Source organism: Streptomyces sp. NPDC006711 (assembly GCF_042869775.1).
Lineage (GTDB): Bacteria > Actinomycetota > Actinomycetes > Streptomycetales > Streptomycetaceae > Streptomyces.
Genome location: NZ_JBIAGO010000008.1, coordinates 127,838 through 154,803, shown reverse-complemented (window position 1 = coordinate 154,803; position 26,966 = coordinate 127,838). Strand labels below are relative to the sequence as shown.

Sequence of the window (26,966 nt, the reverse complement as noted above, 5' to 3'; positions counted from 1 at the left end):
AGGGGCACTTATGGGACTCGAAGAGAAACTGCCTAGCGGCTTCGTACTGAGCACGGTTGAGCAGGCCGCGGGCTGGGTGCGCAAGGCGTCCGTCTTCCCCGCCACCTTCGGCCTCGCCTGTTGCGCCATCGAGATGATGACGACGGGCGCGGGCCGGTACGACCTGGCCAGGTTCGGCATGGAGGTCTTCCGCGGCTCCCCGCGCCAGGCCGACCTGATGATCGTGGCCGGCCGGGTCAGCCAGAAGATGGCGCCGGTGCTGCGGCAGGTCTACGACCAGATGCCCAACCCCAAGTGGGTCATCTCCATGGGGGTTTGCGCTTCATCGGGCGGAATGTTCAACAATTACGCGATTGTTCAGGGTGTTGACCACATTGTCCCGGTTGATATCTACCTGCCCGGTTGCCCACCCCGCCCCGAGATGCTGATGGACGCGATCCTCAAGCTCCACCAGAAGATCCAGAGTTCCAAGCTCGGGGTCAACCAGCAGGAGGCGGCCCGTGAGGCGGAGGAGGCGGCCCTCAAGGCGCTCCCCACCATCGAGATGAAGGGGCTGCTGCGGTGAGCTCTCCCGATACGCCCGAGACCCCCGAGCAGAGCGGCGTACCCGCCCCGCGCGAGAACACCGGCGACGTCATCGGCGTACGCAAGGGCATGTTCGGGGCCGCCGACGGCGGTGACACCAGCGGCTACGGCGGCGTCATCAAGACCGTGACGCTGCCCGGCGCCGCCTCCCGCCCCTACGGCGGCTGGTTCGACGAGGTGGCCGACGAACTCGAAGGCGCCCTGGAGGAACAGGGCTTGCTGCCCGAGAACGCCATCGAGAAGACGGTCGTCGACCGGGGCGAGCTCACCTTCCACATCGCGCGCGAACACCTGCCGCGCGTCGCCCGCACCCTGCGCGACGACCCGGCCCTGCGCTTCGAGCTCTGTACGGGCGTCAGCGGCGTCCACTTCCTCGGGGACAAGGGCCGCGAGCTGCACGCCGTCTACCACCTGCGCTCCCTCACCCACGGCCGGCTCATCCGGCTCGACGTGAGCGCCCCCGACAGTGACCCGCACATCCCCTCGCTCGTCGAGGTCTATCCGACCAACGACTGGCACGAGCGCGAGACCTACGACTTCTTCGGTCTCGTCTTCGACGGCCATCCCGCCCTCACCCGGATCATGATGCCGGACGACTGGCAGGGCCACCCGCAGCGCAAGGACTACCCCCTCGGCGGCATCGCGGTCGAGTACAAGGGCGCCCAGATCCCGGCTCCGGACCAGCGGAGGTCGTACACCTGATGACCACGTCACCTTCGTCCCCGCGGGAGACGACCGAGGGGACTGTATATACAGTCACCGGCGGCGACTGGGACGACGTCGTCCAGTCCGCCGTGAAGGCCGACGACGAACGCATCGTCGTCAACATGGGTCCCCAGCACCCCTCCACGCACGGCGTGCTCCGGCTGATCCTGGAGATCGAGGGCGAGACCGTCACCGAGGCCCGCTGCGGAATCGGTTATCTGCACACCGGCATCGAGAAGAACCTCGAATTCCGCACCTGGACCCAGGGCACCACCTTCGTCACGCGCATGGACTACCTGACGCCGTTCTTCAACGAGACGGCGTACTGCCTCGGCGTCGAGAAGCTGCTCGGCATCACCGACCAGATCCCCGACCGGGCCTCGGTCATCCGCGTGCTGCTCATGGAGCTCAACCGGCTCTCCTCGCACCTGGTGTGCATCGCCACCGGCGGCATGGAGCTGGGCGCGACCACGATCATGATCTACGGCTTCCGAGACCGCGAACTCATCCTCGACCTCTACGAGCTGATCACCGGTCTGCGGATGAACCACGCGTTCATCCGCCCCGGCGGCCTCGCCCAGGACCTGCCGCCCGGCGCGATGGACCAGCTGCGCGAGTTCGTGAAGACGATGAGGAAGAACCTGCCGGAGTACGACAAGCTCGCCACCGGCAACCCGATCTTCAAGGCCCGCATGCAGGACGTCGGCTACCTCGATCTCACCGGCTGCATGGCGCTCGGCGCCACCGGCCCGATCCTGCGCTCGGCGGGCCTGCCGCACGACCTGCGCAAGACGGACCCCTACTGCGGTTACGAGACCTACGAGTTCGACGTGCCGACCACCGACACCTGCGACTCCTACGGCCGCTTCCTGGTCCGTCTGGAGGAGATGCGCCAGTCGCTCAGGATCGTCGAGCAGTGCCTGGACCGGCTCGCGCCCGGGCCGGTCATGGTCGAGGACAAGAAGATCGCCTGGCCGGCGCAGCTCGCGCTCGGCCCCGACGGCCTCGGCAACTCCCTCGACCACATCAAGAAGATCATGGGCACCTCGATGGAGTCCCTGATCCACCACTTCAAGCTGGTGACCGAGGGCTTCCGGGTCCCGGCCGGCCAGGTGTACGCGGCCGTCGAATCGCCCAAGGGCGAACTCGGCGTGCACGTCGTCTCCGACGGCGGCACCCGCCCCTACCGGGTCCACTTCCGCGACCCGTCCTTCACCAACCTCCAGGCCATGGCGGCCATGTGCGAAGGCGGCCAGGTCGCCGACGTCATCGTCGCCGTCGCGTCCATCGACCCCGTGATGGGAGGCGTCGACCGGTGACCGACACCCACCTGGGCATGCCCCAACTGCCCGCGCCCGACTACCCGGCCGATGTACGCGCCCGGCTCGAAGCGGACGGCAGGCAGATCGTCGCCCGCTACCCCGACAGCCGCTCCGCGCTGCTGCCGCTGCTCCACCTCGTCCAGGCCGAGGAGGGATACGTCTCCCGCACCGGCATGGCCTTCTGCGCGGACCTCCTGGAGCTGACCACGGCCGAGGTCACGGCCGTCGCCACCTTCTACTCCATGTACCGGCGCAAGCCGTCGGGCGAGTACCAGGTCGGCGTCTGCACCAACACGCTCTGCGCGGTCATGGGCGGCGACGCCATCTTCGACGAGCTCAAGCGGCACCTGGGCGTCGGCAACAACGAGACGACCGACGACGGCAAGGTCACCCTGGAACACATCGAGTGCAACGCCGCCTGCGACTTCGCGCCCGTCGTGATGGTCAACTGGGAGTTCTTCGACAACCAGGACCCCGAGAGCGCCAAGCGCCTGGTGGACGACCTGCGCGCCGGACGCCCCGTGGAGCCCACCCGGGGCGCGCCGCTGTGCACGTACAAGGAGACCGCGCGCATCCTGGCCGGCTTCCCCGACGAGCGCCCCGGCGCGGTCGCGGCGTCCGGCGGCGCGGGCCCCGCCTCCCTCGCCGGGCTGCGCCTGGCCAGGGGCGAGACGCCGGGCGCGCGCGTGGTGCACCCGCGCGGCGGCCAGGAACCGCACGACGAACCCCAGCCGGGCTCACACCACTTGAGCTCGCACGACGCACCGCAGCCGACCTCAGCGTCCGACCCCGAGCACCCGGCGGGCCCGGTCTCCGAGGAGGGGGAGTGATGACCTTGGCCACCGAGATCGAGGGAAACGGCAACGGCAGCAGCCCGGAGAAGCTGCTGGCGCCGGTCCTCTCCGCCTTCTGGGACCAGCCCGAATCCTGGACCCTGGAGACCTACCGCCGCCACGACGGCTACGAGGGCCTGCGCAAGGCGCTCGCCATGACGCCGGACGACCTCATCGCCTACGTCAAGGACTCCGGACTGCGCGGGCGCGGCGGCGCCGGCTTCCCCACCGGCATGAAGTGGCAGTTCATCCCGCAGGGCGACGGCAAGCCGCACTACCTGGTCGTCAACGCCGACGAGTCGGAGCCCGGGACCTGCAAGGACATCCCGCTCCTGTTCGCCAACCCGCACTCCCTCATCGAGGGCATCGTGATCGCCTGCTACGCGATCCGCTCCTCGCACGCCTTCATCTATCTGCGCGGCGAAGTCGTCCCCGTACTGCGGCGGCTGCACGAGGCCGTGCGTGAGGCGTACGAGGCGGGCTTCCTCGGCGAGGACATCCTGGGCAGCGGTCTCAACCTCGACCTCACCGTGCACGCGGGCGCCGGCGCGTACATCTGCGGTGAGGAGACCGCGCTCCTGGACTCCCTCGAAGGCCGTCGCGGCCAGCCCCGGCTGCGACCCCCCTTCCCCGCTGTCGCCGGTCTGTACGCGTGCCCCACTGTGGTGAACAACGTCGAATCCATCGCGTCGGTTCCCGCGATCCTGCACCGGGGCAAGGACTGGTTCAAGTCGATGGGCAGCGAGAAGTCCCCCGGCTTCACGCTGTACTCGCTCAGTGGGCACGTCACCACCCCCGGCCAGTACGAGGCGCCGCTCGGCATCACCCTGCGCCAGCTGCTCGACATGAGCGGTGGCATGCGCAAGGGCCACCGGCTCAAGTTCTGGACGCCGGGCGGCTCTTCGACCCCGATGTTCACCGACGAGCACCTTGACGTGCCGCTCGACTACGAAGGGGTGGGCGCGGCCGGCTCGATGCTGGGCACCAAGGCGCTCCAGTGCTTCGACGAGACCACCTGCGTGGTGCGGGCCGTCACCCGCTGGACGGAGTTCTACGCCCACGAGTCCTGCGGCAAGTGCACGCCCTGCCGCGAAGGGACGTACTGGCTGGTCCAGTTGCTCCGCGACATCGAGGCCGGCAAGGGCTCGATGGACGACCTCGACAAGCTGAACGACATCGCCGACAACATCAACGGCAAGTCGTTCTGCGCGCTCGGCGACGGCGCGGCCTCGCCGATCTTCTCCTCGCTCAAGTACTTCCGCGACGAGTACGAGCGGCACATCACGGGCAAGGGCTGCCCCTTCGACCCCGCCAGGTCCACCGCCTGGGCGGACGACAGCACGGAGGTGAACGCATGACTGTGACGACGAGTAGCGCTTCCTCCGGGGGCGGCGAGGCGGCGGGGCCGTCCAAGGCCGTTGAGGAAACGGTCTCGCTGACCATCGACGGCATCGGCATCAGCGTCCCCAAGGGCACTCTGGTGATCCGCGCCGCCGAACAGCTCGGCATCGAGATCCCGCGCTTTTGCGACCATCCCCTGCTCGACCCGGCCGGCGCGTGCCGGCAGTGCATCGTCGAGGTCGAGGGCCAGCGCAAGCCGATGGCGTCCTGCACCATCACCTGCACCGACGGCATGGTGGTCAAGTCCCAGCTCTCCTCGCCGGTCGCCGAGAAGGCCCAGCGCGGCGTGATGGAACTCCTCCTGATCAACCACCCGTTGGACTGCCCGGTCTGCGACAAGGGCGGCGAGTGTCCCTTGCAGAACCAGGCGATGCAGGTTGGCTCCACCGATTCGCGCTTCGAAGGCCACAAGCGCACCTACGAGAAGCCCGTCCCGATCTCCACCCAGGTGCTCCTGGACCGCGAGCGCTGTGTGCTGTGCGCGCGCTGCACCCGCTTCTCCAACCAGATCGCCGGCGACCCGATGATCGAACTCATCGAGCGGGGCGCGCTCCAGCAGGTCGGCACCGGCGAGGGCGACCCGTTCGAGTCGTACTTCTCCGGCAACACCATCCAGATCTGCCCGGTCGGCGCGCTGACCTCCGCCGCCTACCGCTTCCGTTCCCGCCCCTTCGACCTCGTGTCGTCTCCCTCGGTGTGCGAGCACTGCGCGGGCGGCTGCGCGACCCGCACCGACCACCGGCGCGGCAAGGTCATGCGGCGCCTGGCGGCCGACGACCCCGAGGTCAACGAGGAATGGCTGTGCGACAAGGGCCGGTTCGCCTTCCGGTACGCGCAGCAGCACGACCGGCTGACCACGCCGTTGGTGCGCAACGCCGAGGGCGTACTGGAACCGGCGAGCTGGCCGGAGGCGCTGGAGGCCGCCGCCGCAGGACTCGCCGCCGCGCGCGGGCGGGCCGGGGTCCTCACGGGCGGCCGGCTCACCGTCGAGGACGCGTACGCCTACGCCAAGTTCGCCCGGATCGCCCTGGACACCAACGACATCGACTTCCGGGCCCGCCCGCACTCCGCGGAGGAGGCCGACTTCCTGGCGGCCCGCGTCGCGGGGCACGGGCGCGACCTCGACGGACAGGGCGTGACCTACACCCTGCTCGAACAGGCGCCGACGGTGCTGCTCGCCGGCTTCGAGTCCGAGGAGGAGGCGCCCGGCGTCTTCCTGCGGCTGCGCAAGGCCTGGCGGGGGCACGGCCAGCGCACCTTCTCGCTCGCCAGCCACATGACGCGGGGCCTGAAGAAGGCGGGCGGCACCCTGCTGCTCGCGGCGCCCGGCACCGAGACCGAATGGCTCGACGCGCTCGCGGGCGGCGTCGGCCTGGACGATGACGGCGCGCGCGCGGCCGACGCGCTGCGCTCGCCGGGCGCCGTCCTCGTCGTCGGTGAACGCCTCGCGGGCGTGCCCGGCGGCCTGACCGCCGCCGTGCGCGCGGCCACCGCGACCGGCGCCGCACTGGTGTGGATCCCGCGCCGGGCCGGTGAGCGCGGCGCGGTGGAGGCGGGCGCGCTCCCCTCGCTGCTGCCGGGCGGGCGCCCGGCCACCGACCCGCGCGCCCGCGACGAGGTCGCCTCCGCCTGGGGCGTACGCGAACTCCCGCACCGCTACGGGCGCGACACCGGCCAGATCGTCGAGGCCGCCGTCACCGGGGAACTGGGCGCGCTGCTCGTCGCGGGCGTCGACCCGGCCGACCTGCCGGACCCCGCGCGGGCCCGCCAGGCGCTCGCGGGGGCCTTCGTGGTCAGCCTGGAACTGCGGCCGAGCGAGGTGACCGACCACGCCGCCGTCGTCTTCCCGGTCGCCGCGGTCGCCGAGAAGCCGGGCACCTTCCTCAACTGGGAGGGCCGCGCGCGGCTGTTCGAGGCGGCTCTGAAGCCCGAACAGCTGACCCGCACGCCGTCGCCCACCGACGCCCGCGTCCTGCACATGCTGGCCGACGCGCTCGACGTGGACCTCGCGCTGCCCGACGTCCGCTCCGTACGGGGTGAGATGACCAGGCTCGGCACCTGGGACGGGCCGCGCGCGAGCGGACCCCTGGAGCCAGGGGTCGCGTCCGCGCGGCCTCTGCCCCGGCCCGCCGAGGGCGAGGCGGTCCTCGCGGGCCACCGGATGCTGCTCGACCGGGGCTCGCTCCAGGAGGGCGACGAGGCGCTGGCCGGCACCCGGCACGCGGCCGTGGCACGGCTCTCGGCGGCCACCGCTGCCGAGTCCGGCGTCAAGGACGGCGACCTGCTCCAGGTCACCGGCCCGCGCGGCGGCGTCCAACTCCCGCTCCAGGTGAGCGAGATGCCCGACCGCGTGGTCTGGCTGCCGCTGAACTCCGTCGGCGGCGGGGTCGCCGCCGACACCGGCGCGGTCCCCGGACAGGTCGTCCGGATCGGACCGGCCGCCACGGAAGCACCCTCGGAGGTGGTGGAGGCGTGATCACGTTCGCCGCGGAAGACCTCTCCATGTTCGGCCGCGATCCCTGGTGGCTCGTCGTCGTCAAGGCCGTCTTCTGCTTCGCGTTCCTGATGGTGACCGTGCTGTTCTCCATCGTGTGGGAGCGCAAGGTCGTCGCCTGGATGCAGCTGCGGATCGGGCCCAACCGGCACGGCCCCTGGGGCATGCTCCAGTCGCTCGCCGACGGCATCAAGCTGATGCTGAAGGAAGACGTCATCGTCAAGCGGGCCGACAAGGTCGTCTACGTCCTGGCCCCGATCATCGCCGCGATCCCCGCGTTCATGGCGATCGCCGTGATCCCCTTCGGGCCCGCGGGCAACGAGGTGTCGATCTTCGGCCACCGCACCACGATGCAGCTCACCGACCTGCCGATCGCCATGCTGTACGTCCTGGCGGTCGCCTCGGTCGGCATCTACGGCATCGTGCTCGCGGGCTGGTCCTCCGGCTCCACCTATCCGCTCCTCGGCGGTCTGCGGTCCTGCGCGCAGATGATCTCCTACGAGATCGCGATGGGCGCGGCCTTCGCCTCGGTCTTCCTGTACTCGGGGTCGATGTCGACCTCGAAGATCGTGGAGGCGCAGAGCGACCGCTGGTACATCGTGCTGCTGCCGGTCTCCTTCATCATCTACATCGTCACGATGGTCGGCGAGACCAACCGCGCCCCGTTCGACATGCCGGAGTCCGAGGGCGACCTGGTCGGCGGCTTCAACACCGAGTACTCCTCGATCAAGTTCGCGATGTTCATGCTCGCCGAGTACGTCAACATGGTCACCGTCTCGGCCGTCTCGGTCACCCTCTTCCTCGGCGGCTGGCGCGCCCCCTGGCCCATCAGCACCTTCTGGGAGGGCGCGAACCACGGCTGGTGGCCGATGCTCTGGTTCGTCATCAAGGTCCAGCTGCTGCTCTTCTTCTTCATCTGGCTGCGCGGCACGCTGCCCCGGGTCCGCTACGACCAGCTCATGAAGCTGGGGTGGAAGGTCCTCATCCCGGTCTCCGTGGTCTGGCTGATGATGGTCGCGACCGTGCGGGCCCTGCACAACGAGGGCTACGGCTTCTCCAAGGTCGTCCTGTACGTCGCCGGCGCGGTCCTCGCGCTGCTGCTGCTCTCCTTCCTCGTGGACGTGTTCCGGAACAAGAAGGAGAACGAGGGGGCCGAAGGGGCCGAAGGGGCCGAGGGGGCGAAACCCGCCGCCTTCGACCCGATGGCCGGGGGATTCCCGGTGCCGCCGCTGCCCGGCCAGACCCTTCCGCCCGTGCCCCGCCGACGGCCGCGCCATGAGGGCCAGTTGATTGTCAGTGGCGGGACGGATACTCAGAGTGACGCAGAAGGAAGGGAGGGCGACGGTGTCTGACACGCCATCGGACAAGTCCTTGAGCGGCAAGCCGGCGAAGGCCGACAAGCCGGCGAAGGCCGGGAAGCCGGCCGAACCGCAGGAGCCGCAGGACAAGTTCCTCAACCCCGTGGCCGGCTTCGGCGTGACCTTCAAGGCCATGTTCAAGAAGCGGCTGACCGAGCAGTATCCGGAACAGCCCAAGGTCACCGCGCCGCGCTTCCACGGCCGCCACCAGCTCAACCGGCACCCGGACGGCCTGGAGAAGTGCGTGGGCTGCGAGCTGTGCGCCTGGGCCTGCCCCGCCGACGCCATTTATGTGGAAGGCGCCGACAACACGGACGAGGAGCGCTACTCGCCGGGCGAGCGCTACGGCCGCGTCTACCAGATCAACTACGCCCGCTGCATCCTGTGCGGCCTGTGCATCGAGGCCTGTCCCACCCGGGCGCTGACGATGACCAACGAGTTCGAACTGGCCGACTCCTCGCGCGAGAACCTGATCTACACCAAGGAGCAGCTGCTCGCCGGCCTTGAGGACACCATGGTCGACAGCCCGCACGCGATCTACCCGGGCATGGACGAGCAGGACTACTACCGGGGCCTGGTCACCGAGGCGGCCCCCGGCACCGTGCGCCAAGTCGCGCTCAGCAAGGGCGAGCGGCCCCAGGAGGGTGCCTCCACCTTCGGTGCGGACGAGCCCGCGTCCGGCAAGGCGGTGGGGGCATGAGCGCGCCCACCGAGCTGCTGGCCGCCACGGCCTCGGCCACCTCCACCGGTGAGGCCTTCCAGTTCTGGGTGCTCGGCACGGTCGCCGTGATCGGCGCCCTGTGCACGATCCTCATGAGGAAGGCCGTGCACAGTGCGCTGTGCCTCGCCGGAACCATGATCATCCTCGCGGTGTTCTACCTGGCCAACGGGGCGTACTTCCTGGGCGTCGTCCAGATCGTCGTCTACACCGGCGCGATCATGATGCTGTTCCTCTTCGTGGTCATGCTGGTCGGCGTCACCGCCGCCGACTCGCTGAAGGAGACGATCAAGGGTCAGCGCTGGTGGGCCGCGGCCTGCGGGCTCGGCTTCGGGGTGCTGATCATCGCGGGCATCGCCCACGCCTCCCTGAAGAGCTTCAACGGACTCGGCCAGGCCAACGCCAACGGCAACGTGGAGGGCCTTGCCGCCCTCATCTTCACCAAGTACGTCTTCGCCTTCGAGATCACCGGCGCCCTGCTGATCACCTCGGCGGTCGGTGCGATGGTGCTCACCCACCGGGAGCGCACCGAGCGCGCCAAGACCCAGCGCGAGATGTCGGAGGAGCGCGTACGCGGCAAGCACCTGCCCCCGCTGCCCGCCCCCGGCGTCTACGCCCGGCACAACGCGGTGGACATCGCGGGCCTGCTCCCCGACGGCACACCCTCCGAGCTCACCGTCAACCAGACGCTGCGCGGCCGCGGCCAGATCCGCGACGTCTCCAGCGAGGCACTGGCCGACCTCAAGGCACTGGAGCAGCGTTCGGAGCGCCGCCTGGGCCGGGGCCACGACTCAGGGCGCGGCGGCGGTGCCGGGCGCGACCACGACCTCGGGCGCGACCAAGAGGAGGCCGCCAAGTGAATCCGGTCAACTACCTCTATCTGGCGGCCCTGTTGTTCACCATCGGCGCCGCCGGGGTGCTCATCAGGCGCAACGCGATCGTGGTCTTCATGTGCGTCGAGCTGATGCTCAACGCCTGCAACCTCGCCTTCGTCTGCTTCTCCCGGCTGCACGGCAACCTCGACGGCCAGATCATCGCGTTCTTCACGATGGTCGTCGCCGCCGCGGAGGTCGTGGTCGGGCTCGCGATCATCGTGTCGCTCTTCCGTTCCCGCCACTCGGCCTCGGTCGACGACGCCAGCCTGATGAAGCTGTAAGGGGTCGCTGCAACCGTGGGAAACACCGTGGGAAACACAGACAACCTCATCGCGCTGCTCATCGCGGCGCCCCTGCTCGGAGCGGCCGTCCTGCTGTGCGGCGGCCGGCGCCTGGACAAGGCGGGCCACTGGCTGGGCACCCTGCTCGCGGCCGCGTCCTTCGTCATCGGCGCGGTGCTCTTCTTCGCCATGCTGGGCCGCTCGGGCGAGCACCGGACGGTGACCCAGCACCTGTTCAGCTGGGTCCCGGTCGAGGGCTTCCAGGCCACCGTGGGCTTCCACCTCGATCAGCTGTCGATGACCTTCGTCCTGCTGATCACCGGCGTGGGCACCCTGATCCACGTCTATTCGATCGGCTACATGGAGCACGACGAGAACCGCCGGCGCTTCTTCGGCTACCTCAACCTGTTCCTCGCGGCGATGCTCCTGCTGGTCCTCGCCGACAACTACCTTCTGCTGTACGTCGGTTGGGAAGGCGTGGGCCTCGCGTCCTACCTGCTCATCGGGTTCTGGCAGCACAAGCCGAGCGCGGCGACCGCCGCGAAGAAGGCCTTCCTGGTCAACCGGGTCGGCGACATGGGCCTGTCGATCGCCATCATGGTGATGTTCACGACGTTCGGCTCCTTCGCCTTCACCACCGTGCTCGGCGGCGCGGGGCAGGCGAGCTCGGGCCGCGACACCGTCATCGGCCTGATGCTGCTGCTGGCCGCCTGCGGCAAGTCGGCGCAGGTCCCGCTCCAGTCCTGGCTCGGCGACGCGATGGAGGGCCCGACCCCGGTCTCGGCCCTGATCCACGCGGCGACGATGGTGACCGCCGGCGTCTATCTGATCACCCGCTCCGGGGCGGTCTTCAACGCGGTGCCCGACGTCCAGACGGCCGTGGTGGTCGTCGGCGCGGTCACGCTCCTGTTCGGTGCGATCGTCGGTTGCGCCAAGGACGACATCAAGAAGGCCCTGGCGGGCTCGACGATGTCGCAGATCGGCTACATGATCCTGGCCACCGGCCTCGGCCCGATCGGCTACGCCTTCGCGATCATGCACCTGGTGACGCACGGCTTCTTCAAGGCGGGGCTCTTCCTCGGCGCCGGCTCGGTGATGCACGGCATGAACGACGAGGTGGACATGCGCAAGTACGGCGGCCTGCGCAAGCACATGCCGGTCACCTTCGTCACCTTCGGCCTCGGCTACCTCGCCATCATCGGCTTCCCCGGCCTGTCCGGCTTCTTCTCCAAGGACAAGATCATCGAGGCGGCCTTCGCCAAGGGCGGCACCGAGGGCTGGATCCTCGGCGCGGTCACCCTGCTGGGCGCCGCGATCACCGCGTACTACATGACGCGCGTGATGGTGCTGACCTTCTTCGGCGAGGAGCGCTGGCGCAACGCGAGGACGCCCTCGCCGGCCGAGCCGAGCGTGGAGCCCGCCGCCGAGACGCGCGGCGCCCACGACGAGCCGCACCCGCACGAGTCCCCGAAGTCCATGACGATCCCCATGATCGTCCTCGCCTTCGGCTCGGTCTTCGCCGGCGGGATCTTCGGCATCGGCGACCGGTTCGTGAAGTGGCTTGAGCCGGTCACCTCCTTCGACCACGGCGACTCGCCGGTGGGGCAGTGGACGGTCACCGCCGCCACCATCGTCTGTCTCCTGATCGGCGTCGGTCTCGCCGTCGCCCAGTACGGCAGGAAGCCCGTCCCGGCCGTCGCCCCGCGCGGCTCGCTGCTCACCCGGGCGGCCCGCCGCGACCTGCTCCAGGACGACTTCAACCACGTGGTCCTGGTCAGGGGCGGCGAACACCTCACCCGCTCGCTCGTCTACCTCGACCACAGCCTGGTCGACGGAGTCGTCAATGGAACCGCCGCCTCGGTCGGCGGGCTCTCCGGCCGCCTGCGCAGGCTGCAGAACGGCTACGCCCGCAGCTACGCGGTCTCGATGTTCGGAGGTGCTGTGGTGATCATCGCCGCGACTCTGCTGATGAGGGCGGTGTAACGCGATGTCCTTCCCCCTCCTGACCGCGACGGCCGCCCTGCCGGCGCTCGGCGCGGTCGCGACCGCCGCCGTCCCCGCCGCCCGGCGGACCGCCGCCAAATGGCTGGCCCTGCTGGTCTCGGTGGGCACCCTGGTGCTCGCCGCGATCCAGCTCGTACGGTTCGAACCGGGCGGCGCGCGCTACCAGTTGACCGAGTCGCACGCCTGGATCAAGGACTTCGGCGTCCGCTACGAACTGGGCGTCGACGGCATCGGCGTCGCCCTCATCGGGCTCACCGCGCTCCTGATCCCGTTCATCATCGCGGCCGGCTGGCACGACGCCGACCCCCTGGAAACGCACAGCAGCCGCTGGCGCCCGACCCAGGGCTTCTTCGCCCTGATCCTCGCCGTCGAGGCGATGGTGGTGCTGTCCTTCGAGTCCACCGACGTCTTCCTCTTCTACATCCTGTTCGAAGCCATGCTCATCCCGATGTACTTCCTCATCGGCGGCTTCGGCGACCGCGCCCATAGCCAGGGCGACGAGGCGGCGGCGACCCAACGCTCGTACGCGGCAGTCAAGTTCCTCCTGTACAACCTGGTCGGCGGACTCATCATGCTGGCCGCCGTCATCGGCCTGTACGTGGTGGCCGGCTCGTTCTCGCTGAACGAGATCGCCCAGGCGCGCGCCGGCGGGACGCTCCACATGGCGACCGGCACCGAGCGGCTGCTCTTCCTCGGCTTCTTCTTCGCCTTCGCGGTCAAGGCCCCGCTGTGGCCGCTGCACACCTGGCTGCCCAACGCGATGGGCGAGGCGACCGCGCCGGTCGCCGTCCTGATCACCGCGGTCGTCGACAAGGTCGGCACGTTCGCGATGCTGCGCTTCTGCCTCCAGCTCTTCCCGGAGGCCAGCAAGTGGGCGACGCCCGTGATCGTGGTGCTCGCCGTGATCAGCATCATCTACGGGGCGCTGCTCGCGGTCGGCCAGCGCGACATCAAGCGCCTGGTGGCGTACGCGTCGATCTCGCACTTCGGCTTCATCATCATGGGCATCTTCGCGATGACCAGCCAGGGCCAGTCCGGCGCCACGCTGTACATGGTCAACCACGGCATCTCGACGGCCGCCCTGATGCTGGTGGCGGGCTTCTTGATCTCGCGCCGTGGCTCCCGGCTCATCTCGGACTACGGCGGCGTCCAGAAGGTCGCCCCGGTGCTCGCCGGTACGTTCCTGGTCGGCGGCCTCGCCACGCTCTCGCTGCCGGGGCTCGCGCCGTTCGTCAGTGAATTCCTGGTCCTGGTCGGCACGTTCAGCCGCTATCCGGTGGCCGGCGTGGTCGCGACCCTCGGCATCGTCCTGGCCGCGCTGTACGTCCTCGTCCTCTACCAGCGGACGATGACGGGACCGGTCAAGGCGGAGGTCCAGGGCATGCCCGACCTCAAGGTCCGCGAACTGCTGGTGGTCGCCCCGCTGATCGCCCTGCTGATCTTCCTCGGCGTCTATCCGAAGCCGCTGACGGACATCGTCAACCCGGCGGTGCGCCAGACCATGTCGGACGTGCACAAGAAGGATCCCAACCCCGCGGTGGAGGCGGCCAAGTGAGCTCATCAGCTGTCCACAGCCTGTGGACCACGGCGGCCGAGGGAACGCTGGACAAGATCCCCGCGCCGCACATCGAGTACGCGCAGCTCGCGCCCACGCTGATCGTGCTGGGCGCGGCGGTCATCGGCGTGCTCGTGGAGGCCTTCGTCCCGCGCCGGGGACGCTACCTCACGCAAGTGTTCCTCTCGGTGGTCGCGCTCGCGGCCGCCTTCGCGGCGGTCGTCGCCCTCGCGGCCGGCGGTTACGGCACGACCAAGGCGCACATCGCGGCCATGGGCGCCGTCGCGGTCGACGGCCCCGCGCTCTTCCTCCAGGGCACGATCCTGCTGGCCTCCATCGTCGCCGTCTTCACCTTCGCCGAGCGCCGCCTCGACCCGGTGACGCACGGCAACAAGGTGGACTCCTTCGCGGCCCAGGTGGCCTCGGTGCCCGGCAGCGACAGCGAGAAGGCCGCCGTCAAGGCCGGGTTCACCACCACCGAGGTCTTCCCGCTCGCCCTGTTCGCGGTCTCCGGGATGCTGGTCTTCCCGGCGGCCAACGACCTCCTGACCCTGTTCGTGGCGCTTGAGGTCTTCTCTCTCCCGCTCTACCTGCTGTGCGCGCTCGCCCGCCGCAAGCGGCTCATGTCGCAGGAGGCGGCGGTCAAGTACTTCCTGCTCGGCGCGTTCTCCTCCGCGTTCCTGCTCTTCGGCATCGCGCTCCTGTACGGGTACGCCGGCTCCGTCTCGTACGCCACGATCGCCGACGTGATCAGCGGCTCGGTGCAGAACCTGGACCCGGCGCTCGCCGGCACCATGGGCAACGACGCGCTGCTCCTGATCGGCGGGGCGATGCTCCTGATGGGGCTGCTCTTCAAGGTCGGCGCGGTGCCGTTCCACATGTGGACCCCGGACGTCTACCAGGGCGCCCCGACCCCGGTCACCGGTTTCATGGCGGCGGCCACGAAGGTCGCGGCGTTCGGCGCCCTGCTGCGCCTGCTGTACGTGGTGCTGCCCGGCATGAGCTGGGACTGGCGGCCGGTCATGTGGGGCGTCGCGATCATCACGATGCTGGGCGGCGCGGTCGTCGCGATCACGCAGACCGACATCAAGCGGCTCCTCGCGTACTCCTCGATCGCGCACGCCGGGTTCATCCTGGCCGGTGTCATCGCCACCAACGCGGACGGCATCTCCTCGGTCCTGTTCTACCTGGCGGCGTACTCCTTCGTGACGATCGGCGCGTTCGCGGTGGTCACGCTGGTGCGGGACGCGGGCGGCGAGGCGACGCACCTGTCCAAGTGGGCCGGGCTCGGCCGGCGCTCGCCGCTGGTCGCAGCGGTCTTCGCGGTCTTCCTGCTCGCCTTCGCGGGCATCCCGCTGACCTCCGGGTTCTCCGGGAAGTTCGCCGTGTTCAAGGCGGCGGCTGAGGGGGGCGCGGGGGCGCTGGTCGTGGTCGGTGTGGTCTCCTCCGCTGTCGCGGCGTTCTTCTACATCCGGGTGATCGTGCTGATGTTCTTCAGCGAGCCGAAGGCGGACGGCCCGACGGTGGCGGTGCCGTCGCCGCTGACGATGACGACGATCGGGGTGGGGGTGGCGGTGACGCTGGTGCTCGGCGTCGCGCCGCAGTACTTCCTCGACCTCGCGCACCACGCGGGGGTATTCGTGCGGTAGGCCTTCTGCGGGGTGCGGGTCCCGGCGCGGGTGGGTGGCGCCGGGACCTTTGTCTTTCCCTCGCGGGGGTCCGGGGTTGTGGATAACTCTCGGGGTGTCGGCGGGGGCGCCTATCGTTACGAGGGTGAACGGTGAGGCGGACGACGGACCAGTACGGGGGACAGGGCGATGACCACAACGGACGAGACGGAGATGGTGGGCGCGCAGAGCGACGCCCTGCGCACGCTGCACCGCGTCTTTGGATACGAGGCGTTCCGCGGCGCCCAGGGCGAGATCATCGAGCACGTGGTGGCGGGCGGCGACGCCCTGGTGCTCATGCCAACCGGCGGCGGCAAGTCCCTCTGCTACCAGATCCCCGCGCTGGTCAGGCCCGGCACCGGCGTCGTGGTCTCCCCGCTCATCGCCCTCATGCAGGACCAGGTGGACGCGCTGCGGGCCCTCGGCGTGCGGGCCGGGTTCATCAACTCCACGCAGGACTTCGACCAGCGCCGCACCGTGGAGGCCGAGCTGCTCGCCGGGGAGCTCGACCTGCTCTATCTGGCACCCGAGCGGCTGCGCGTGGAGGCCACCCTCGATCTGCTCTCCCGCGCCAAGATCTCCGTCTTCGCCATCGACGAGGCGCACTGCGTCGCCCAGTGGGGCCACGACTTCCGCCCCGATTACCTCGCCCTTTCCCTGCTCGGCGAGCGCTGGCCGGACGTGCCGCGGATCGCCCTCACCGCGACCGCCACCGACGCGACCCACCGCGAGATCACCCAGCGCCTGGTCATGCCGGACGCCCGGCACTTCGTGGCGAGCTTCGACCGCCCCAACATCCAGTACCGGATCGTGGCCAAGAGCGACCCGAAGAAGCAGCTCCTCGCCTTCCTCAAGGAGGAGCACGACGGGGACGCGGGCATCGTCTACTGCCTCTCGCGCGCCTCGGTCGAGAAGACCGCGCAGTACCTGAGCGACAACGGCGTCCAGGCCGTCCCCTACCACGCGGGGCTCGACGCGGGCACGCGCGCCGTCAACCAGTCCCGCTTCCTGCGGGAGGACGGCCTGGTGGTGGTGGCCACCATCGCCTTCGGCATGGGCATCGACAAGCCGGACGTCCGGTTCGTCGCCCATCTCGACCTGCCCAAGTCCGTCGAGGGCTACTACCAGGAGACCGGCCGCGCCGGGCGTGACGGGCTGCCCTCGACGGCCTGGATGGCGTACGGGCTCCAGGACGTCGTCCAGCAGCGCAAGATGATCCAGGGCGGCGAGGGCGACGAGGCGTTCCGGCGCCGGGCCGCCGCGCACCTCGACGCGATGCTGGCCCTGTGCGAGGCCGCCTCGTGCCGGCGTGCGCAGCTCCTCGGTTACTTCGGTCAGGAAGCCACCGCGGAGAACTGCGGCAACTGCGACACCTGCCTGACCCCGCCCAAGACGTGGGACGGCACGGTCGCGGCGCAGAAGGCGCTCTCCACGGTCGTACGACTTCAGCGCGAGCGGGGCCAGAAGTTCGGCGCGGGCCAGATCATCGACATTCTGCTCGGCCGCAGGACCGCGAAGGTCATCCAGTTCGACCATGACGCGCTGTCGGTCTTCGGCATCGGGGAAGACCTCTCCGAGGCCCAATGGCGGGGTGTGGTGCGGCAGTTGCTCGCGCAGGGGCTGCTGGCGGTGGAGGGCGAGTACGGGACGCTGGTTCTGACCGCGACGAGCGGGGACGTTCTCGGCGGGCGGCGTGAGGTCCGGATGCGGACGGAACCGGAGAAGCCGGCGCGGGCGGCGCGGGCGGCGCGCGGGGCGTCCGGCAAGAAGGCCGCGGTGGCCGACCTGCCCGAGGAGGCGGTGCCGGTCTTCGAGGCGCTGCGGGCGTGGCGGGCGGGGGAGGCGAAGGAGGCGGGGGTTCCGGCGTACGTCATCTTCCACGATGCGACGTTGCGGGAGATCGCCACGGTTCGGCCGGGGTCGTTGGAGGAGTTGGCCACGGTGAGTGGGGTGGGCGAGAACAAACGCGCCAAGTACGGCGAGGGTGTCCTGTCCGTCCTGGCCGGCACGGGTCCTGCCGGGGGCGTCGGCTGAGGATGCGCATGCGGGCCCGCATCAGCCCCGCCAGGGGCGCGGGGAACTGCGCGGCCAGCCACGCACGGTCCGCAGCCGGGGTCCCTGGGGCTCCGCCCCAGACCCCGTTCGCGCTGAAGGCGCTCGTCCTCAAACGCCGGACCAGCAGGAGCCCTGTTAGGGGCGCGGGGAACTGCGCGACCAGCCACGCACGGCCCGCGCACGCAGTACACCCGCGCCCCCCGGACGGGCTACCGCGCTGGAGTGATCCGGCCCCGGACCTCGCCGAGGCCGACCGGGACCCCGTGGGGGCCGGGGGCCCACGCCGTGAGGGTGACCTCGTCGCCGTCCTCCAGGAACGCCCGCTTGCCCGAGGCGAGTTCCAGCGGCTCCGTGCCGTTCCAGGTGAGTTCGAGCAGGGACCCGCGCTGGTCGCGCTCGGGCCCGCTGACCGTGCCCGAGCCGTACACGTCCCCGGTCCGCAGCGACGCGCCGTTCACCGTCATGTGCGCCAGCTGCTGCGCGGCCGTCCAGTACATCGAGGCGAACGGCGGCTCGGCGACCGGCGTGCCGTTGATCGAGACCGTGATGCGCAGGTCGAACCCGCCCGGGACCTCCTCGGCGGAGTCGTCCAGGTACGGCTGGAGGGGCAGGTCACGGGCCGGCGGGGCGACGCGGGCCGCCGCAAGGGCCTCAAGCGGAGTGACCCACGCCGAGACCGAGGTCGCGAAGGACTTGCCGAGGAAGGGGCCGAGCGGCACGTACTCCCAGGCCTGGATATCCCGCGCGGACCAGTCGTTGAGCAGGAACAGGCCGAAGACGTGCTCCTCGAAGGCGCCGAGCTCCACCGGCTCGCCCAGCGCGGACGGCGTGCCGACCACGAAGCCGACCTCGGCCTCGATGTCCAGCTTGACGGACGGGCCGAACACCGGCGCGGCGTCGGAGGGTGCCTTGCGCTGCCCCCGGGGGCGGCGCACCTCCGTGCCCGAGACCACGATCGTGCCGGAGCGGCCGTGGTAACCGATCGGCAGGTGCTTCCAGTTGGGGGTGAGCGCGGCGCCGTCGGGACGGAAGATCTGGCCCACGTTGGTGGCGTGGTGCTCGCTGGCGTAGAAGTCGACGTAGTCGGCGACCTCGTACGGCAGATGCAGCTCGACGTCCGCGAGCGGGTGGAGCAGGGGCTCTATCACGGGGCGGTGCGCGGGCACCGTCACCCACGCGGTGAGCGCCCTGCGCACATCGCGCCAGGCCGTGCGCCCCGCCGCGAGCAGCGGGTTGAGGCTCGGCTTGGCGAGGAGCGCCGCGTACGGGGAGCCCAGCGCGTGCGCCGCGGCCCCCGCGTCCAGAACATGGTCGCCGATGCGTACGCCGACCCTGCGGTCCTCGGGACGGCCCGGCGTGGAGAACACGCCGTAGGGGAGATTGTGCGGGCCGAAGGGGTCGCCCTCGGCCAGTTCGAGCGGGCTCTGCTCGGACATCGGTGCCTGCCTCGCTTTCGACGGGTGTGGGCTACACGTTACGTCGGCGCTGCTCAGCGCGGCAGTGCCTAAAGAGTTCGTCATGTCCGGAAATTCCGCCCCCGGAAGGGACCGTTCCCCCTTAGCGTCTCTGTCCGGGGCGCGAGCGGCGAGGGGGCCGCGCGTTCCACCGGGCCGGGGTGCCTTTTGTCCCGAGGGGGGACTGGTGGCGGGCAGTGGCGTGCTGTTCAGGGCGGACCGCGACATACCGGGTCTGATCGTGAAGTTCGGGAACTATCCGCTGCATCACGGCGGCGTCGGCGCCATCCGCAGCCTCGGCAGACTCGGCGTGCCGATGTACGCGATCACCGAGGACCGCTGGACGCCCGCCGCCCACTCGCGTTACCTCACCCGGGCCTTCCCGTGGCCCACGACCGGCGCCGAGGAGCCGGGTGCGCTGGTCGCGGGGCTGCTCGCCATCGGCGAACGGATCGGGCGGCCCGCCGTCCTGATCCCCACCGACGAAGAGGCCGCGGTGCTGATCGCCGAGCACCAGAAGGAACTCGCGGAACGCTTCCTGTTCCCGCCGGTCACGCCCGGCCTGCCCCGGCGTCTTGCCAGCAAGCGGGGGCTGCACGAACTGTGCGTGGAGCACGGCGTGCCGTCCCCGGCGGCCGCCTTCCCCGACACGTACGCCGACGTCGAGGACTTCGCGCGGCACGCCCGCTTTCCCGTGGTGGCCAAGAACCTGGAGGCGTTCGTGCGCCGCCGCCGCCCCGCCGTGCCCGGCACCACCCGGATCGAGGACCCGGCGCACCTGCTCGCGCTCGCCCGTGGCTGGGGCGAGCGGCCCGGCGTGATCCTCCAGGAGTACCTGCCGCGCGAACAGGCCGAGGACTGGATCGTGCATGCCTACTTCGACGAGAACTCCACGCCGCTCGCGCTGTTCACCGGCGTGAAGGTGCGGTCCTGGCCGCCGCACGCGGGGATGACGGCGACCGCGTACGTCGTGGACAACCCCGAACTGGCCGCCCTGGCCCAGCAGTTCGTCAAACAGATCGGGTTCACCGGCATCGTCGACCTCGATCTGCGCTTCGACCGGCGCGACGGGCGCTACAAGCTCCTGGACTTCAACCCCCGCATGGGCGCGCAGTTCAGGCTCTTCGAGAGCGTCGCGGGTGTCGATGTGATCCGCGCCCAGCACCTCCACCTCACCGGCCGGGGAGTGCCCAAGGGCGAACAGCGGGCGGGGCGGCGGTACGTGGTGGAGAACATCGACCTGCCCGCGCTGCTCGCCTACCGCCGGGACGGCTGGGTCAGCCCGCATGTGCCGAGGCGTCCGGCCGGGACCGAGCTCGCCTGGGTCGCCGGGGACGATCTGCGTCCCTTCTTCGCGATGGCGGCCCGCTCGCTGCGCCCCGGGGCGCGGCACCTGTACCGGCTCTGGCGCAGTTCGCGCCGCGCGGTGACGAGAGAGGCCGGCCGCCCGACTCGCCTGTCGTACACGTCGGTCGACCCGGGTGAGCCGGCCGAATCCGAGAGATCCGAGAGAACCGAGAGATCCGAGAGAAGGGGCCGCGAGTGAGCACTGCGACACGTCCGGTGGCGGTCATCGGGGCGGGACCGTACGGCCTGTCCGCCGCCGCGCATCTACGGGCCCGGGGCATCCCGGTCCGCGTCTTCGGCAAGCCGATGGTCAGCTGGCGTACGCACATGCCGGCGGGCATGATCCTCAAATCGACGCCGGCCGCCTCCGGCATCGACGCGCCGCGGCGGGGACACGGGCTGCTCGACTTCTGCGCGGACACCGGGGCGCGGCGGCTCGAATCGGACTGGGACCTCATACCGGTGGAGGACTTCGCCGCGTACGGGCAGTGGTTCGCCGCGCGGCTCCTGCCCGATCTGGAGCAGGTCGCGGTGGTCTCGGTGGACCAGGTGCCGCGCGGCGGGTTCGCTCTGAAACTCGACTCCGGGGAGAGCTTCGAGGCGCGGGCGGTCGTCGTGGCCACCGGTCTCACCGGGTTCGCCCGGATGCCGCGCGAGCTGGCGGCGGCCGCGCCCGACGGGCCCCGTGCGAGTGGCCCGGTCTCGCACGCCTCCCAGCATCACGACCTGTCCGGCTTCGCGGGGCGCGAGGTGCTGGTGGTCGGGGCGGGCCAATCCGCCCTGGAGAACGCGGTGTTGATGGCGGAGGCGGGGGCGGACGTACGGGTCGTGGCGCGGCGGACGGGCGCGGTCCGCTTCGGCGCCGCCCCCGACCGGCAGCCGCGCCTGCGCCCCGACTCGCCGTTCGGCAGGGCCTGGTCGCTGTACGCCCTGTCGTCCCACGCGACGCACGTGCGCCATCTGCCCGCGCCGGCCCGGCACTATCTGGTGCGCCATGTGCTGGGCCCGTTGGGCGCGTGGTGGCTGCGCGAACGCTTCACCGGGCGCGTCGGGGTGAGCCAGGGGCGGCGGATCGTGCGGGCCCGGGTGGAGGCGGGGCGCCCGGTGCTGACGCTGAGCGGCGGGACGGGCGCGGAGCGGGAGGTGTCGGCGGATCACGTGATGGCGGCGACGGGGTATCGCGTGGACGTGGCGGCGCTGGGGTTTCTGGGGGACGGCGTGCGGGCGGGGCTCCTCACCTCGCGCGGGGCGCCGGTGCTGGACGCGGGCTTTCAGTCCGCGGTGCCGGGGCTGTACTTCACGGGTCTGCCCGCGGCGTCCTCGTTCGGACCCTTGATGCGCTTCGTCTGCGGCACGGGGTACGCCTCGCCGCGCCTGGCATCGTCACTGGCCAACCTCTGATCCGCTGTGCGCGACTTGCCGCGCTCCCGACAGGGCCGGTGCGGGCGGGGGTGGTCAGCCCGCCGTGCGGGGGAGGCGGTGGTGCCAGGTGCGGTGGAAGACGACTTCGTCGCCCTCGCGGCACACCACCTCGTCCGCCATCACGAAGTCCGCCGCGTCGCAGGAGATCTCCGAGCGCGTGTCCACGCTCACGTCCCACCCCAACTCCGGCCGGTGGAGTTGGACATGCCAGGTGGAGCAGGTCCGCGCGGACAGCGGATCGTCCGACTCGATCACATACGTCTCGCGCGCGTCCTCCACGCATTCGAGGCCGTCGGGGTGGACCCGGGTCCCGCCGGGGCGCGGCCCGACCTCGAGCCGCCACTCGCCCTTCGCCACGTCCCGTACGACAAGCCGCTCGGGACGCGGCTCGTCCAGCGGCGCCGGGAAGGAGACGCCCAGCGGCTTGGACTGTTCGGGGTCGGCGAAGGCGATCGTGTCGTCGGACGTGTGCTCCCTGACCGGGAGTTGGAGCGAGGAGCCGGCGGGATCGAGCGTGAACCCGACCGAGTCGGCCTGCGGCCAGATCCACGGCCAGTACGCGGAGGACACCGCGAGCCGGACGCGGTGCCCCGGCGAGAAGGCGTGCCCGATGCCGCTGAGGGCGAAGGTCACGTCCTGCGTCGCGCCCAGCGGCCAGGCGTCCGCGCGGTCCCTGCCGTGGCGCGAGGACAGGTTCAGGGCGCCGCGCGTCACGAGCGTGGAGGAGCCGTCCGGTGCCACGTCGCACAGCCGCGCGATCGCCTGGCCGAAGGGCACGTCCATGCGCAGCCGCAGGGTCACCACCGGGCGGCCCAGGATCTCCAGGGGCCCGGGCCCCTCCGGCACGGGGAAGTCGAAGGCGGCCGAGTGGGCGTCCTCGGCGCGCTGGTCGGGAGGCAGGTCGGCGGCGCCGCCGAAGGGGACGAAGCGGCCGGCGTCGAGTCCGGTGTGCTGCGGCGAGCGCACCCGCACGGGCGCGCCGCTCAGCGCGTACGCCACGGGTGTGATGTGCGGCGAGGGCCAGGCGGGGTCGCCCACCCAGCGCCCGGGAAGCTCGGCGTAGGCCGTGGCCGGCGGGTGCGACTGGCCGATCCAGGACCGCAGCGGTGGCTCCTTCATCACGCCCGTCTCCTCGCCCTTGAGGTGCTGGTCCCACCAGCGCAGGGTCTCCTGGAGGAAGCCGATCGCAGGCCCGGGCGACAGGCCCCGGTCGGGGTACTGGTGCGACCAGGGCCCGATCAGACCCCGCACCCGGTCGGTGGGCAGGTGTTCCACCAGGCGAAGGACCGTGTCCCGGTGGGGGTCGTGCCAGCCGCCCACCGCGAGCACGGCCGCGCCGATGGCGCCGTAGTCCTCAGGGACGCTGCCCTGTTCCCAGTAGGCGTCCCTGGTCTGGTGGGCGAGCCAGGTGTGAATAAAAGGCCGCACCGATTCGAGCCGTTCCAGCCACATTTCGCGCCATTTTTCCCCGATGAAGGCGGGGTCCGGCGGGCGCGCGACCAACGCCAGCAGAGTGGCCGCCCAGGCGTGCGTGTCCACGGCGAGCACCGAGCCGCCCAGGTAGTGGACGTCGTTGTCGTAGCGGTCGTCGCTGGAGCAGACGGTGACGACCGCCTTCAGGGGTTCGGGAGCGAGCGCCGCGATCTGGAGAGCGGCGCAGCCGCCCCAGGCGATGCCGAACATGCCCACCTTGCCCGTGCACCAGGGCTGCCGGGCCAGCCAGCCGACCACCTCGACGCCGTCGGCGACTTCGGTCGCGTCGTAGGGGTCGCCCGGCAGCCCCTCGGAGCAGCCGTACCCGCGCACGTCGACGCGGACCGAGGCGTAGCCGTGCCCGGCGTACCAGGGGTGGCGCTGCCAGTCGCGCGGGGCCGTCCCGTCGGTGAGCCGGTGCGGGGCGTATTCCAGCAGGGCGGGGACGGGCTCGTCGGTGACGGGACGCCACAGGCGCGCGTACAGGAGCGTGCCGTCGGACAGCGGGATGCGGACATCCTCACGCCGCGTCCGGTGCGGGAACTCGGTGCGGATGTGCATGGCGGCAACCTCGGGGTACGGGGTGCGGTCCGGCAGGTTCTCCGGGGCGCCGGCCCTTGTTCCGGACAAAAGGTCTCTTCCTGGGTGTATGGGCTGATCAAGAACATACTGGTGTCCAAGGGACTGTGCGCGGGGTGACGGGAAGGCGCCCATGGTGATCGAACAGCGACCCGATACGCTGACTTGAGTGAAGACAGCGACACATCGACAATCCGTGTGATCGTCAGCAGACAGGAGTACCCCTCGTGACCGTCGTCGGGCCGTTCGGGCTGAGCGTGCGGGACCAGGCACTTGAAGCCGATGTCCAGACCGGATTGGCAGCGGTCGAGGCGGGGCTGCTCGACGCCACCAAGAGCGAGGTTCCGTTCATCACGGAGGCCGCTCAGCACCTCATCCGTGCAGGTGGCAAGCGTTTCCGCCCCTTGATCGTGATGCTGGCCGCCCAGTTCGGCGACCCGTACGCGCCGGGCGTGGTCCCCTCCGCCGTGGTCGTCGAGCTCACGCACCTCGCGACGCTCTACCACGACGACGTGATGGACGAGGCCGACGTGCGCCGCGGCGTGGACAGCGCCAACACTCGCTGGGGCAACTCCGTCGCGGTCCTCACGGGTGATTTTCTCTTCGCGCGCGCGTCGCACATACTGGCGGATCTCGGCCCCGAGGCCGTACGCATTCAGGCCGAGGCGTTCGAACGGCTCGTCACGGGCCAGATCCTGGAGACCGCGGGCCCCCGCGACGGGCGTGACCCGGTCGACCACTACCTCGACGTGCTGGCGGGCAAGACGGGCTCGCTCGTCGCCGTGGCCGGCCGGTTCGGCGCGATGATGTCCGGCGCCGACGAGTCGGTCGTGGACATCCTCACGCAGTACGGCGAGCGCCTTGGCACCGCCTTCCAGCTCGCCGACGACGTCCTGGACATCGCCAGCGACTCGCACGAGTCCGGCAAGACCCCCGGCACCGACCTGCGCGAGGGCATCGCCACGCTGCCCGTCCTGCATCTGCGGGCGCGGGCCGCGCGGGAGGGCCGGGCCGAGGACCTTGAGCTGGTGGCGCTGCTCGACGGCGACCTCGCCGACGACGCGCGCCACGCGGAGGTGCTGGGCCGGCTGCGCGTCCACCCGGCCCTCGAACAGGCCCGCAGGGACACCGTCCGGTACGCGGAGGAGGCGCGGGCCACGCTGGCGCCGTTGCCCTCGGGGTATGCGAAGTCCGCGCTCGAAGAGCTCTGCGACGCGGTCGTGCACCGCGCCGGCTGACCGGTTCGGGGGCGCCCCTGACGGCGGGGTCCGTCTCAGGGTTCTGTCATACCGGAGAGGTACGCGGATTGCTCCCGGGGGCTGACGCGCCGTGGCGCCGGTTTTGGTCGAATGGACAACACCACTCCTGACCAATTCGGGTGAGAATGGCGGCGCGGGGTGGAACTGAGCACGACGGACGGACGCCGCCGACCACGGAGGTAGGGCACACATGGCACCGAACGACAGCGCACAGGCCACCGACGAGGCCAGGGAGCCCGGCGCGGGCCGCCGCAAGGCGGCGCGCTATCTGGTCCCGGTCGCCGTCGCGGGCGTCGCGGCAGCGACCATCGGGCTCGTCCCGGCTCTCGCCGCGGCCGGCGACCCCAGCCTGCCGAAGATCAGTGCGCAGCAGCTCATCGAGAAGATGGCCGCGTCGGACACCCAGGAGCTGTCCGGCACGGTGAAGATCAGCACCGACCTGGGCCTGCCCGGCCTCGGCAGCCTCGGCTCCTTCGCCCCCAAGGGCGGCGGCTCCGACAAGTCGGCCGCGCCGGACGCCAAGCTCACCGAGCTCGCCACGGGCACCCACACCCTGCGCGTCGCGGCCGACGGCCCCGACCGCCAGAAGGTGTCCATCCTGGAGGACGCGGCCGAGTACAGCGTGATCCACAACGGCGACGACGTCTGGGCGTACGACAGCGGCTCCAACCAGGCCTATCACGAGCGGCACGCGGCGGCGGGCGCGGACCGGGAGCACGGGGGCAAGAAGCCCGGCGCGGACGTGCCGACCACGCCGAAGGCGCTGGCCGACCAGTTCCTCAAGAACGTCGACCCGACCACCGCCGTGTCGGTCGACGGCACGGCGCAGGTGGCCGGGCGCGACGCCTACCAGCTCCTGATCAAGCCGAAGCAGTCCGGCTCGACCATCGGCTCGGTCCGCATAGCCGTGGACGCCAAGACGGGCGTACCGCTGAAGTTCACGCTCGCGCCGAGCGCGGGCGGCAACGCCGTGGTCGACGCGGGCTTCACCAAGGTCGACTTCTCGAAGCCGTCCGCGAGCACCTTCACGTTCACCCCGCCCAAGGGCGCGAAGGTGACCGAGGACGACGGCAAGCACCAGCGGACGTCCAAGCCCGGGCAGAACCTGCCCGGTGGACTCGGCGGACTCGGTGCCCTGGGCGACGGCAAGAACGGCAAGAACGGCAAGAACGCCAAGGACACCAAGGTGATCGGTGAGGGCTGGAACGCCATCGCCGAGATCCAGACCGGCGGCAAGGGCATGCCGAAGGCGGACCCCGGCAAGGGCGGCGGGAACGCGCAGAAGTTCCTGGACTCCCTGGGCGACAAGGTCTCCGGCAAGTTCGGCACGGGCACGGTCTTCAAGACCCGCCTGATCAACGCCCTGATCACGGACAACGGCAAGGTGTACGTGGGCGCGGTGACCAAGGACGCGCTGGTCGACGCGGCCAACTCGGGCAAGTAGCGAGGGGGTTGGGGCGGGGGGGGGCCGCCCACCCCCCCCCCCCCCCCCCGCCCCCCCCCCCGGGGGGGGCGGGAAGGCGCGGGGGGGGGAGCACAGAAACCGCCGGCGGGGCCCCGGTCAACCGCGCAACGGGGA

The 26,966-nt window shown here is 70.8% G+C and carries 20 protein-coding genes; 18 read left to right on the top strand and 2 right to left on the bottom strand.

Translation table 11 applies throughout. The features are described from left to right. Window positions 1-10 precede the first annotated feature (10 nt). The 14 genes from ACFYM2_RS18615 (at window position 11) to recQ (ending at window position 17,832) form a co-directional block, all read left to right on the top strand. On the top strand, window positions 11-565 hold the full coding sequence (locus ACFYM2_RS18615; protein WP_358998480.1) for an NADH-quinone oxidoreductase subunit B family protein: 555 nt from the start codon (window positions 11-13) through the stop codon (window positions 563-565). Beyond that, window positions 562-1,287 carry an NADH-quinone oxidoreductase subunit C gene (locus ACFYM2_RS18610; protein ID WP_358998483.1) on the top strand — a complete coding sequence of 242 codons (726 nt, stop codon included), beginning with the start codon at window positions 562-564 and terminating at the stop codon, window positions 1,285-1,287. Before ACFYM2_RS18615 ends, ACFYM2_RS18610 begins: the two co-directional genes overlap by 4 nt. Further along, window positions 1,287-2,609: an NADH-quinone oxidoreductase subunit D gene (locus ACFYM2_RS18605; RefSeq protein ID WP_358998485.1), complete on the top strand. Its 1,323-nt coding sequence runs from the start codon at window positions 1,287-1,289 to the stop codon at window positions 2,607-2,609. Before ACFYM2_RS18610 ends, ACFYM2_RS18605 begins: the two co-directional genes overlap by 1 nt. A 17-nt stretch (window positions 2,610-2,626) precedes the next feature. Next, the gene (gene nuoE, locus ACFYM2_RS18600; RefSeq protein WP_388837466.1) at window positions 2,627-3,442 is read left to right on the top strand and encodes an NADH-quinone oxidoreductase subunit NuoE; all 816 of its coding nucleotides are present in this window, start codon (window positions 2,627-2,629) and stop codon (window positions 3,440-3,442) included. Then, window positions 3,442-4,803 carry an NADH-quinone oxidoreductase subunit NuoF gene (gene nuoF, locus ACFYM2_RS18595; protein ID WP_388458639.1) on the top strand — a complete coding sequence of 454 codons (1,362 nt, stop codon included), beginning with the start codon at window positions 3,442-3,444 and terminating at the stop codon, window positions 4,801-4,803. Before nuoE ends, nuoF begins: the two co-directional genes overlap by 1 nt. Continuing rightward, window positions 4,800-7,322 carry an NADH-quinone oxidoreductase subunit G gene (locus ACFYM2_RS18590; protein WP_388458641.1) on the top strand — a complete coding sequence of 841 codons (2,523 nt, stop codon included), beginning with the start codon at window positions 4,800-4,802 and terminating at the stop codon, window positions 7,320-7,322. The genes nuoF and ACFYM2_RS18590 overlap by 4 nt, the downstream gene beginning before the upstream one ends. A 26-nt stretch (window positions 7,323-7,348) precedes the next feature. After that, window positions 7,349-8,692, top strand: coding sequence for an NADH-quinone oxidoreductase subunit NuoH (gene nuoH, locus ACFYM2_RS18585; protein ID WP_388837463.1), 1,344 nt, complete (start codon window positions 7,349-7,351; stop codon window positions 8,690-8,692). A gap of 19 nt (window positions 8,693-8,711) precedes the next feature. Then, window positions 8,712-9,398: an NADH-quinone oxidoreductase subunit NuoI gene (gene nuoI / locus ACFYM2_RS18580; RefSeq protein WP_388837460.1), complete on the top strand. Its 687-nt coding sequence runs from the start codon at window positions 8,712-8,714 to the stop codon at window positions 9,396-9,398. Beyond that, on the top strand, window positions 9,395-10,276 hold the full coding sequence (locus ACFYM2_RS18575) for an NADH-quinone oxidoreductase subunit J (RefSeq protein WP_388837287.1): 882 nt from the start codon (window positions 9,395-9,397) through the stop codon (window positions 10,274-10,276). The genes nuoI and ACFYM2_RS18575 overlap by 4 nt, the downstream gene beginning before the upstream one ends. Then, complete coding sequence (nuoK, locus tag ACFYM2_RS18570; RefSeq protein ID WP_100578793.1) at window positions 10,273-10,572, top strand: NADH-quinone oxidoreductase subunit NuoK; 300 nt, start codon at window positions 10,273-10,275, stop codon at window positions 10,570-10,572. The genes ACFYM2_RS18575 and nuoK overlap by 4 nt, the downstream gene beginning before the upstream one ends. 27 nt (window positions 10,573-10,599) lie before the next feature. Then, window positions 10,600-12,555, top strand: coding sequence for an NADH-quinone oxidoreductase subunit L (gene nuoL / locus ACFYM2_RS18565; RefSeq protein ID WP_388837284.1), 1,956 nt, complete (start codon window positions 10,600-10,602; stop codon window positions 12,553-12,555). A 4-nt stretch (window positions 12,556-12,559) separates the two neighbouring features. Next, a complete protein-coding gene (locus tag ACFYM2_RS18560) occupies window positions 12,560-14,131 on the top strand; it encodes an NADH-quinone oxidoreductase subunit M (protein ID WP_358998503.1) in 1,572 nt (523 codons plus the stop codon). Further along, complete coding sequence (gene nuoN / locus ACFYM2_RS18555) at window positions 14,128-15,780, top strand: NADH-quinone oxidoreductase subunit NuoN (RefSeq protein ID WP_358998506.1); 1,653 nt, start codon at window positions 14,128-14,130, stop codon at window positions 15,778-15,780. Before ACFYM2_RS18560 ends, nuoN begins: the two co-directional genes overlap by 4 nt. Before the next feature lie 168 nt (window positions 15,781-15,948). Further along, window positions 15,949-17,832 carry a DNA helicase RecQ gene (gene recQ, locus ACFYM2_RS18550; RefSeq protein WP_388837279.1) on the top strand — a complete coding sequence of 628 codons (1,884 nt, stop codon included), beginning with the start codon at window positions 15,949-15,951 and terminating at the stop codon, window positions 17,830-17,832. A gap of 230 nt (window positions 17,833-18,062) precedes the next feature. On the opposite strand, the gene fahA is transcribed toward recQ, so the two are convergent. Further along, window positions 18,063-19,289, bottom strand: a complete 1,227-nt coding sequence (fahA, locus tag ACFYM2_RS18545) for a fumarylacetoacetase (protein ID WP_359000999.1) — start codon at window positions 19,287-19,289, stop codon at window positions 18,063-18,065. A 220-nt stretch (window positions 19,290-19,509) separates the two neighbouring features. On the opposite strand from fahA, the gene ACFYM2_RS18540 reads away from it, so the two are divergent. Beyond that, window positions 19,510-20,853 (top strand): ATP-grasp domain-containing protein, encoded by a 1,344-nt coding sequence (locus ACFYM2_RS18540; protein WP_388837457.1) that lies wholly within the window; start codon window positions 19,510-19,512, stop codon window positions 20,851-20,853. After that, window positions 20,850-22,055, top strand: coding sequence for an FAD-dependent oxidoreductase (locus tag ACFYM2_RS18535; protein WP_388837275.1), 1,206 nt, complete (start codon window positions 20,850-20,852; stop codon window positions 22,053-22,055). Before ACFYM2_RS18540 ends, ACFYM2_RS18535 begins: the two co-directional genes overlap by 4 nt. 54 nt (window positions 22,056-22,109) lie before the next feature. Here ACFYM2_RS18535 and ACFYM2_RS18530 read toward each other — a convergent pair whose 3' ends face one another. Continuing rightward, on the bottom strand, window positions 22,110-24,110 hold the full coding sequence (locus ACFYM2_RS18530) for a CocE/NonD family hydrolase (RefSeq protein ID WP_388837272.1): 2,001 nt from the start codon (window positions 24,108-24,110) through the stop codon (window positions 22,110-22,112). 245 nt (window positions 24,111-24,355) lie between these two features. Here ACFYM2_RS18530 and ACFYM2_RS18525 point away from each other — a divergent pair, with 245 nt between their 5' ends. Then, a complete protein-coding gene (locus ACFYM2_RS18525; protein WP_359000990.1) occupies window positions 24,356-25,366 on the top strand; it encodes a polyprenyl synthetase family protein in 1,011 nt (336 codons plus the stop codon). Between the two features lie 211 nt (window positions 25,367-25,577). Beyond that, window positions 25,578-26,831: an outer membrane lipoprotein carrier protein LolA gene (locus ACFYM2_RS18520; RefSeq protein WP_388837269.1), complete on the top strand. Its 1,254-nt coding sequence runs from the start codon at window positions 25,578-25,580 to the stop codon at window positions 26,829-26,831. Window positions 26,832-26,966: the final 135 nt, after the last annotated feature.

Coding starts and splice junctions, on each gene's coding strand:
- ACFYM2_RS18520 (WP_388837269.1), top strand. CDS start 25,578: ATGGCACCGAACGACAGCGCACAGGCCACCGACGAGGCCAGGGAGCCC.
- ACFYM2_RS18615 (WP_358998480.1), top strand. CDS start 11: ATGGGACTCGAAGAGAAACTGCCTAGCGGCTTCGTACTGAGCACGGTT.
- nuoF (WP_388458639.1), top strand. CDS start 3,442: ATGACCTTGGCCACCGAGATCGAGGGAAACGGCAACGGCAGCAGCCCG.
- nuoH (WP_388837463.1), top strand. CDS start 7,349: ATGTTCGGCCGCGATCCCTGGTGGCTCGTCGTCGTCAAGGCCGTCTTC.
- ACFYM2_RS18560 (WP_358998503.1), top strand. CDS start 12,560: ATGTCCTTCCCCCTCCTGACCGCGACGGCCGCCCTGCCGGCGCTCGGC.
- recQ (WP_388837279.1), top strand. CDS start 15,949: ATGACCACAACGGACGAGACGGAGATGGTGGGCGCGCAGAGCGACGCC.
- nuoE (WP_388837466.1), top strand. CDS start 2,627: ATGCCCCAACTGCCCGCGCCCGACTACCCGGCCGATGTACGCGCCCGG.
- fahA (WP_359000999.1), bottom strand. CDS start 19,289: ATGTCCGAGCAGAGCCCGCTCGAACTGGCCGAGGGCGACCCCTTCGGC.
- ACFYM2_RS18530 (WP_388837272.1), bottom strand. CDS start 24,110: ATGCACATCCGCACCGAGTTCCCGCACCGGACGCGGCGTGAGGATGTC.
- ACFYM2_RS18605 (WP_358998485.1), top strand. CDS start 1,287: ATGACCACGTCACCTTCGTCCCCGCGGGAGACGACCGAGGGGACTGTA.
- ACFYM2_RS18575 (WP_388837287.1), top strand. CDS start 9,395: ATGAGCGCGCCCACCGAGCTGCTGGCCGCCACGGCCTCGGCCACCTCC.
- ACFYM2_RS18590 (WP_388458641.1), top strand. CDS start 4,800: ATGACTGTGACGACGAGTAGCGCTTCCTCCGGGGGCGGCGAGGCGGCG.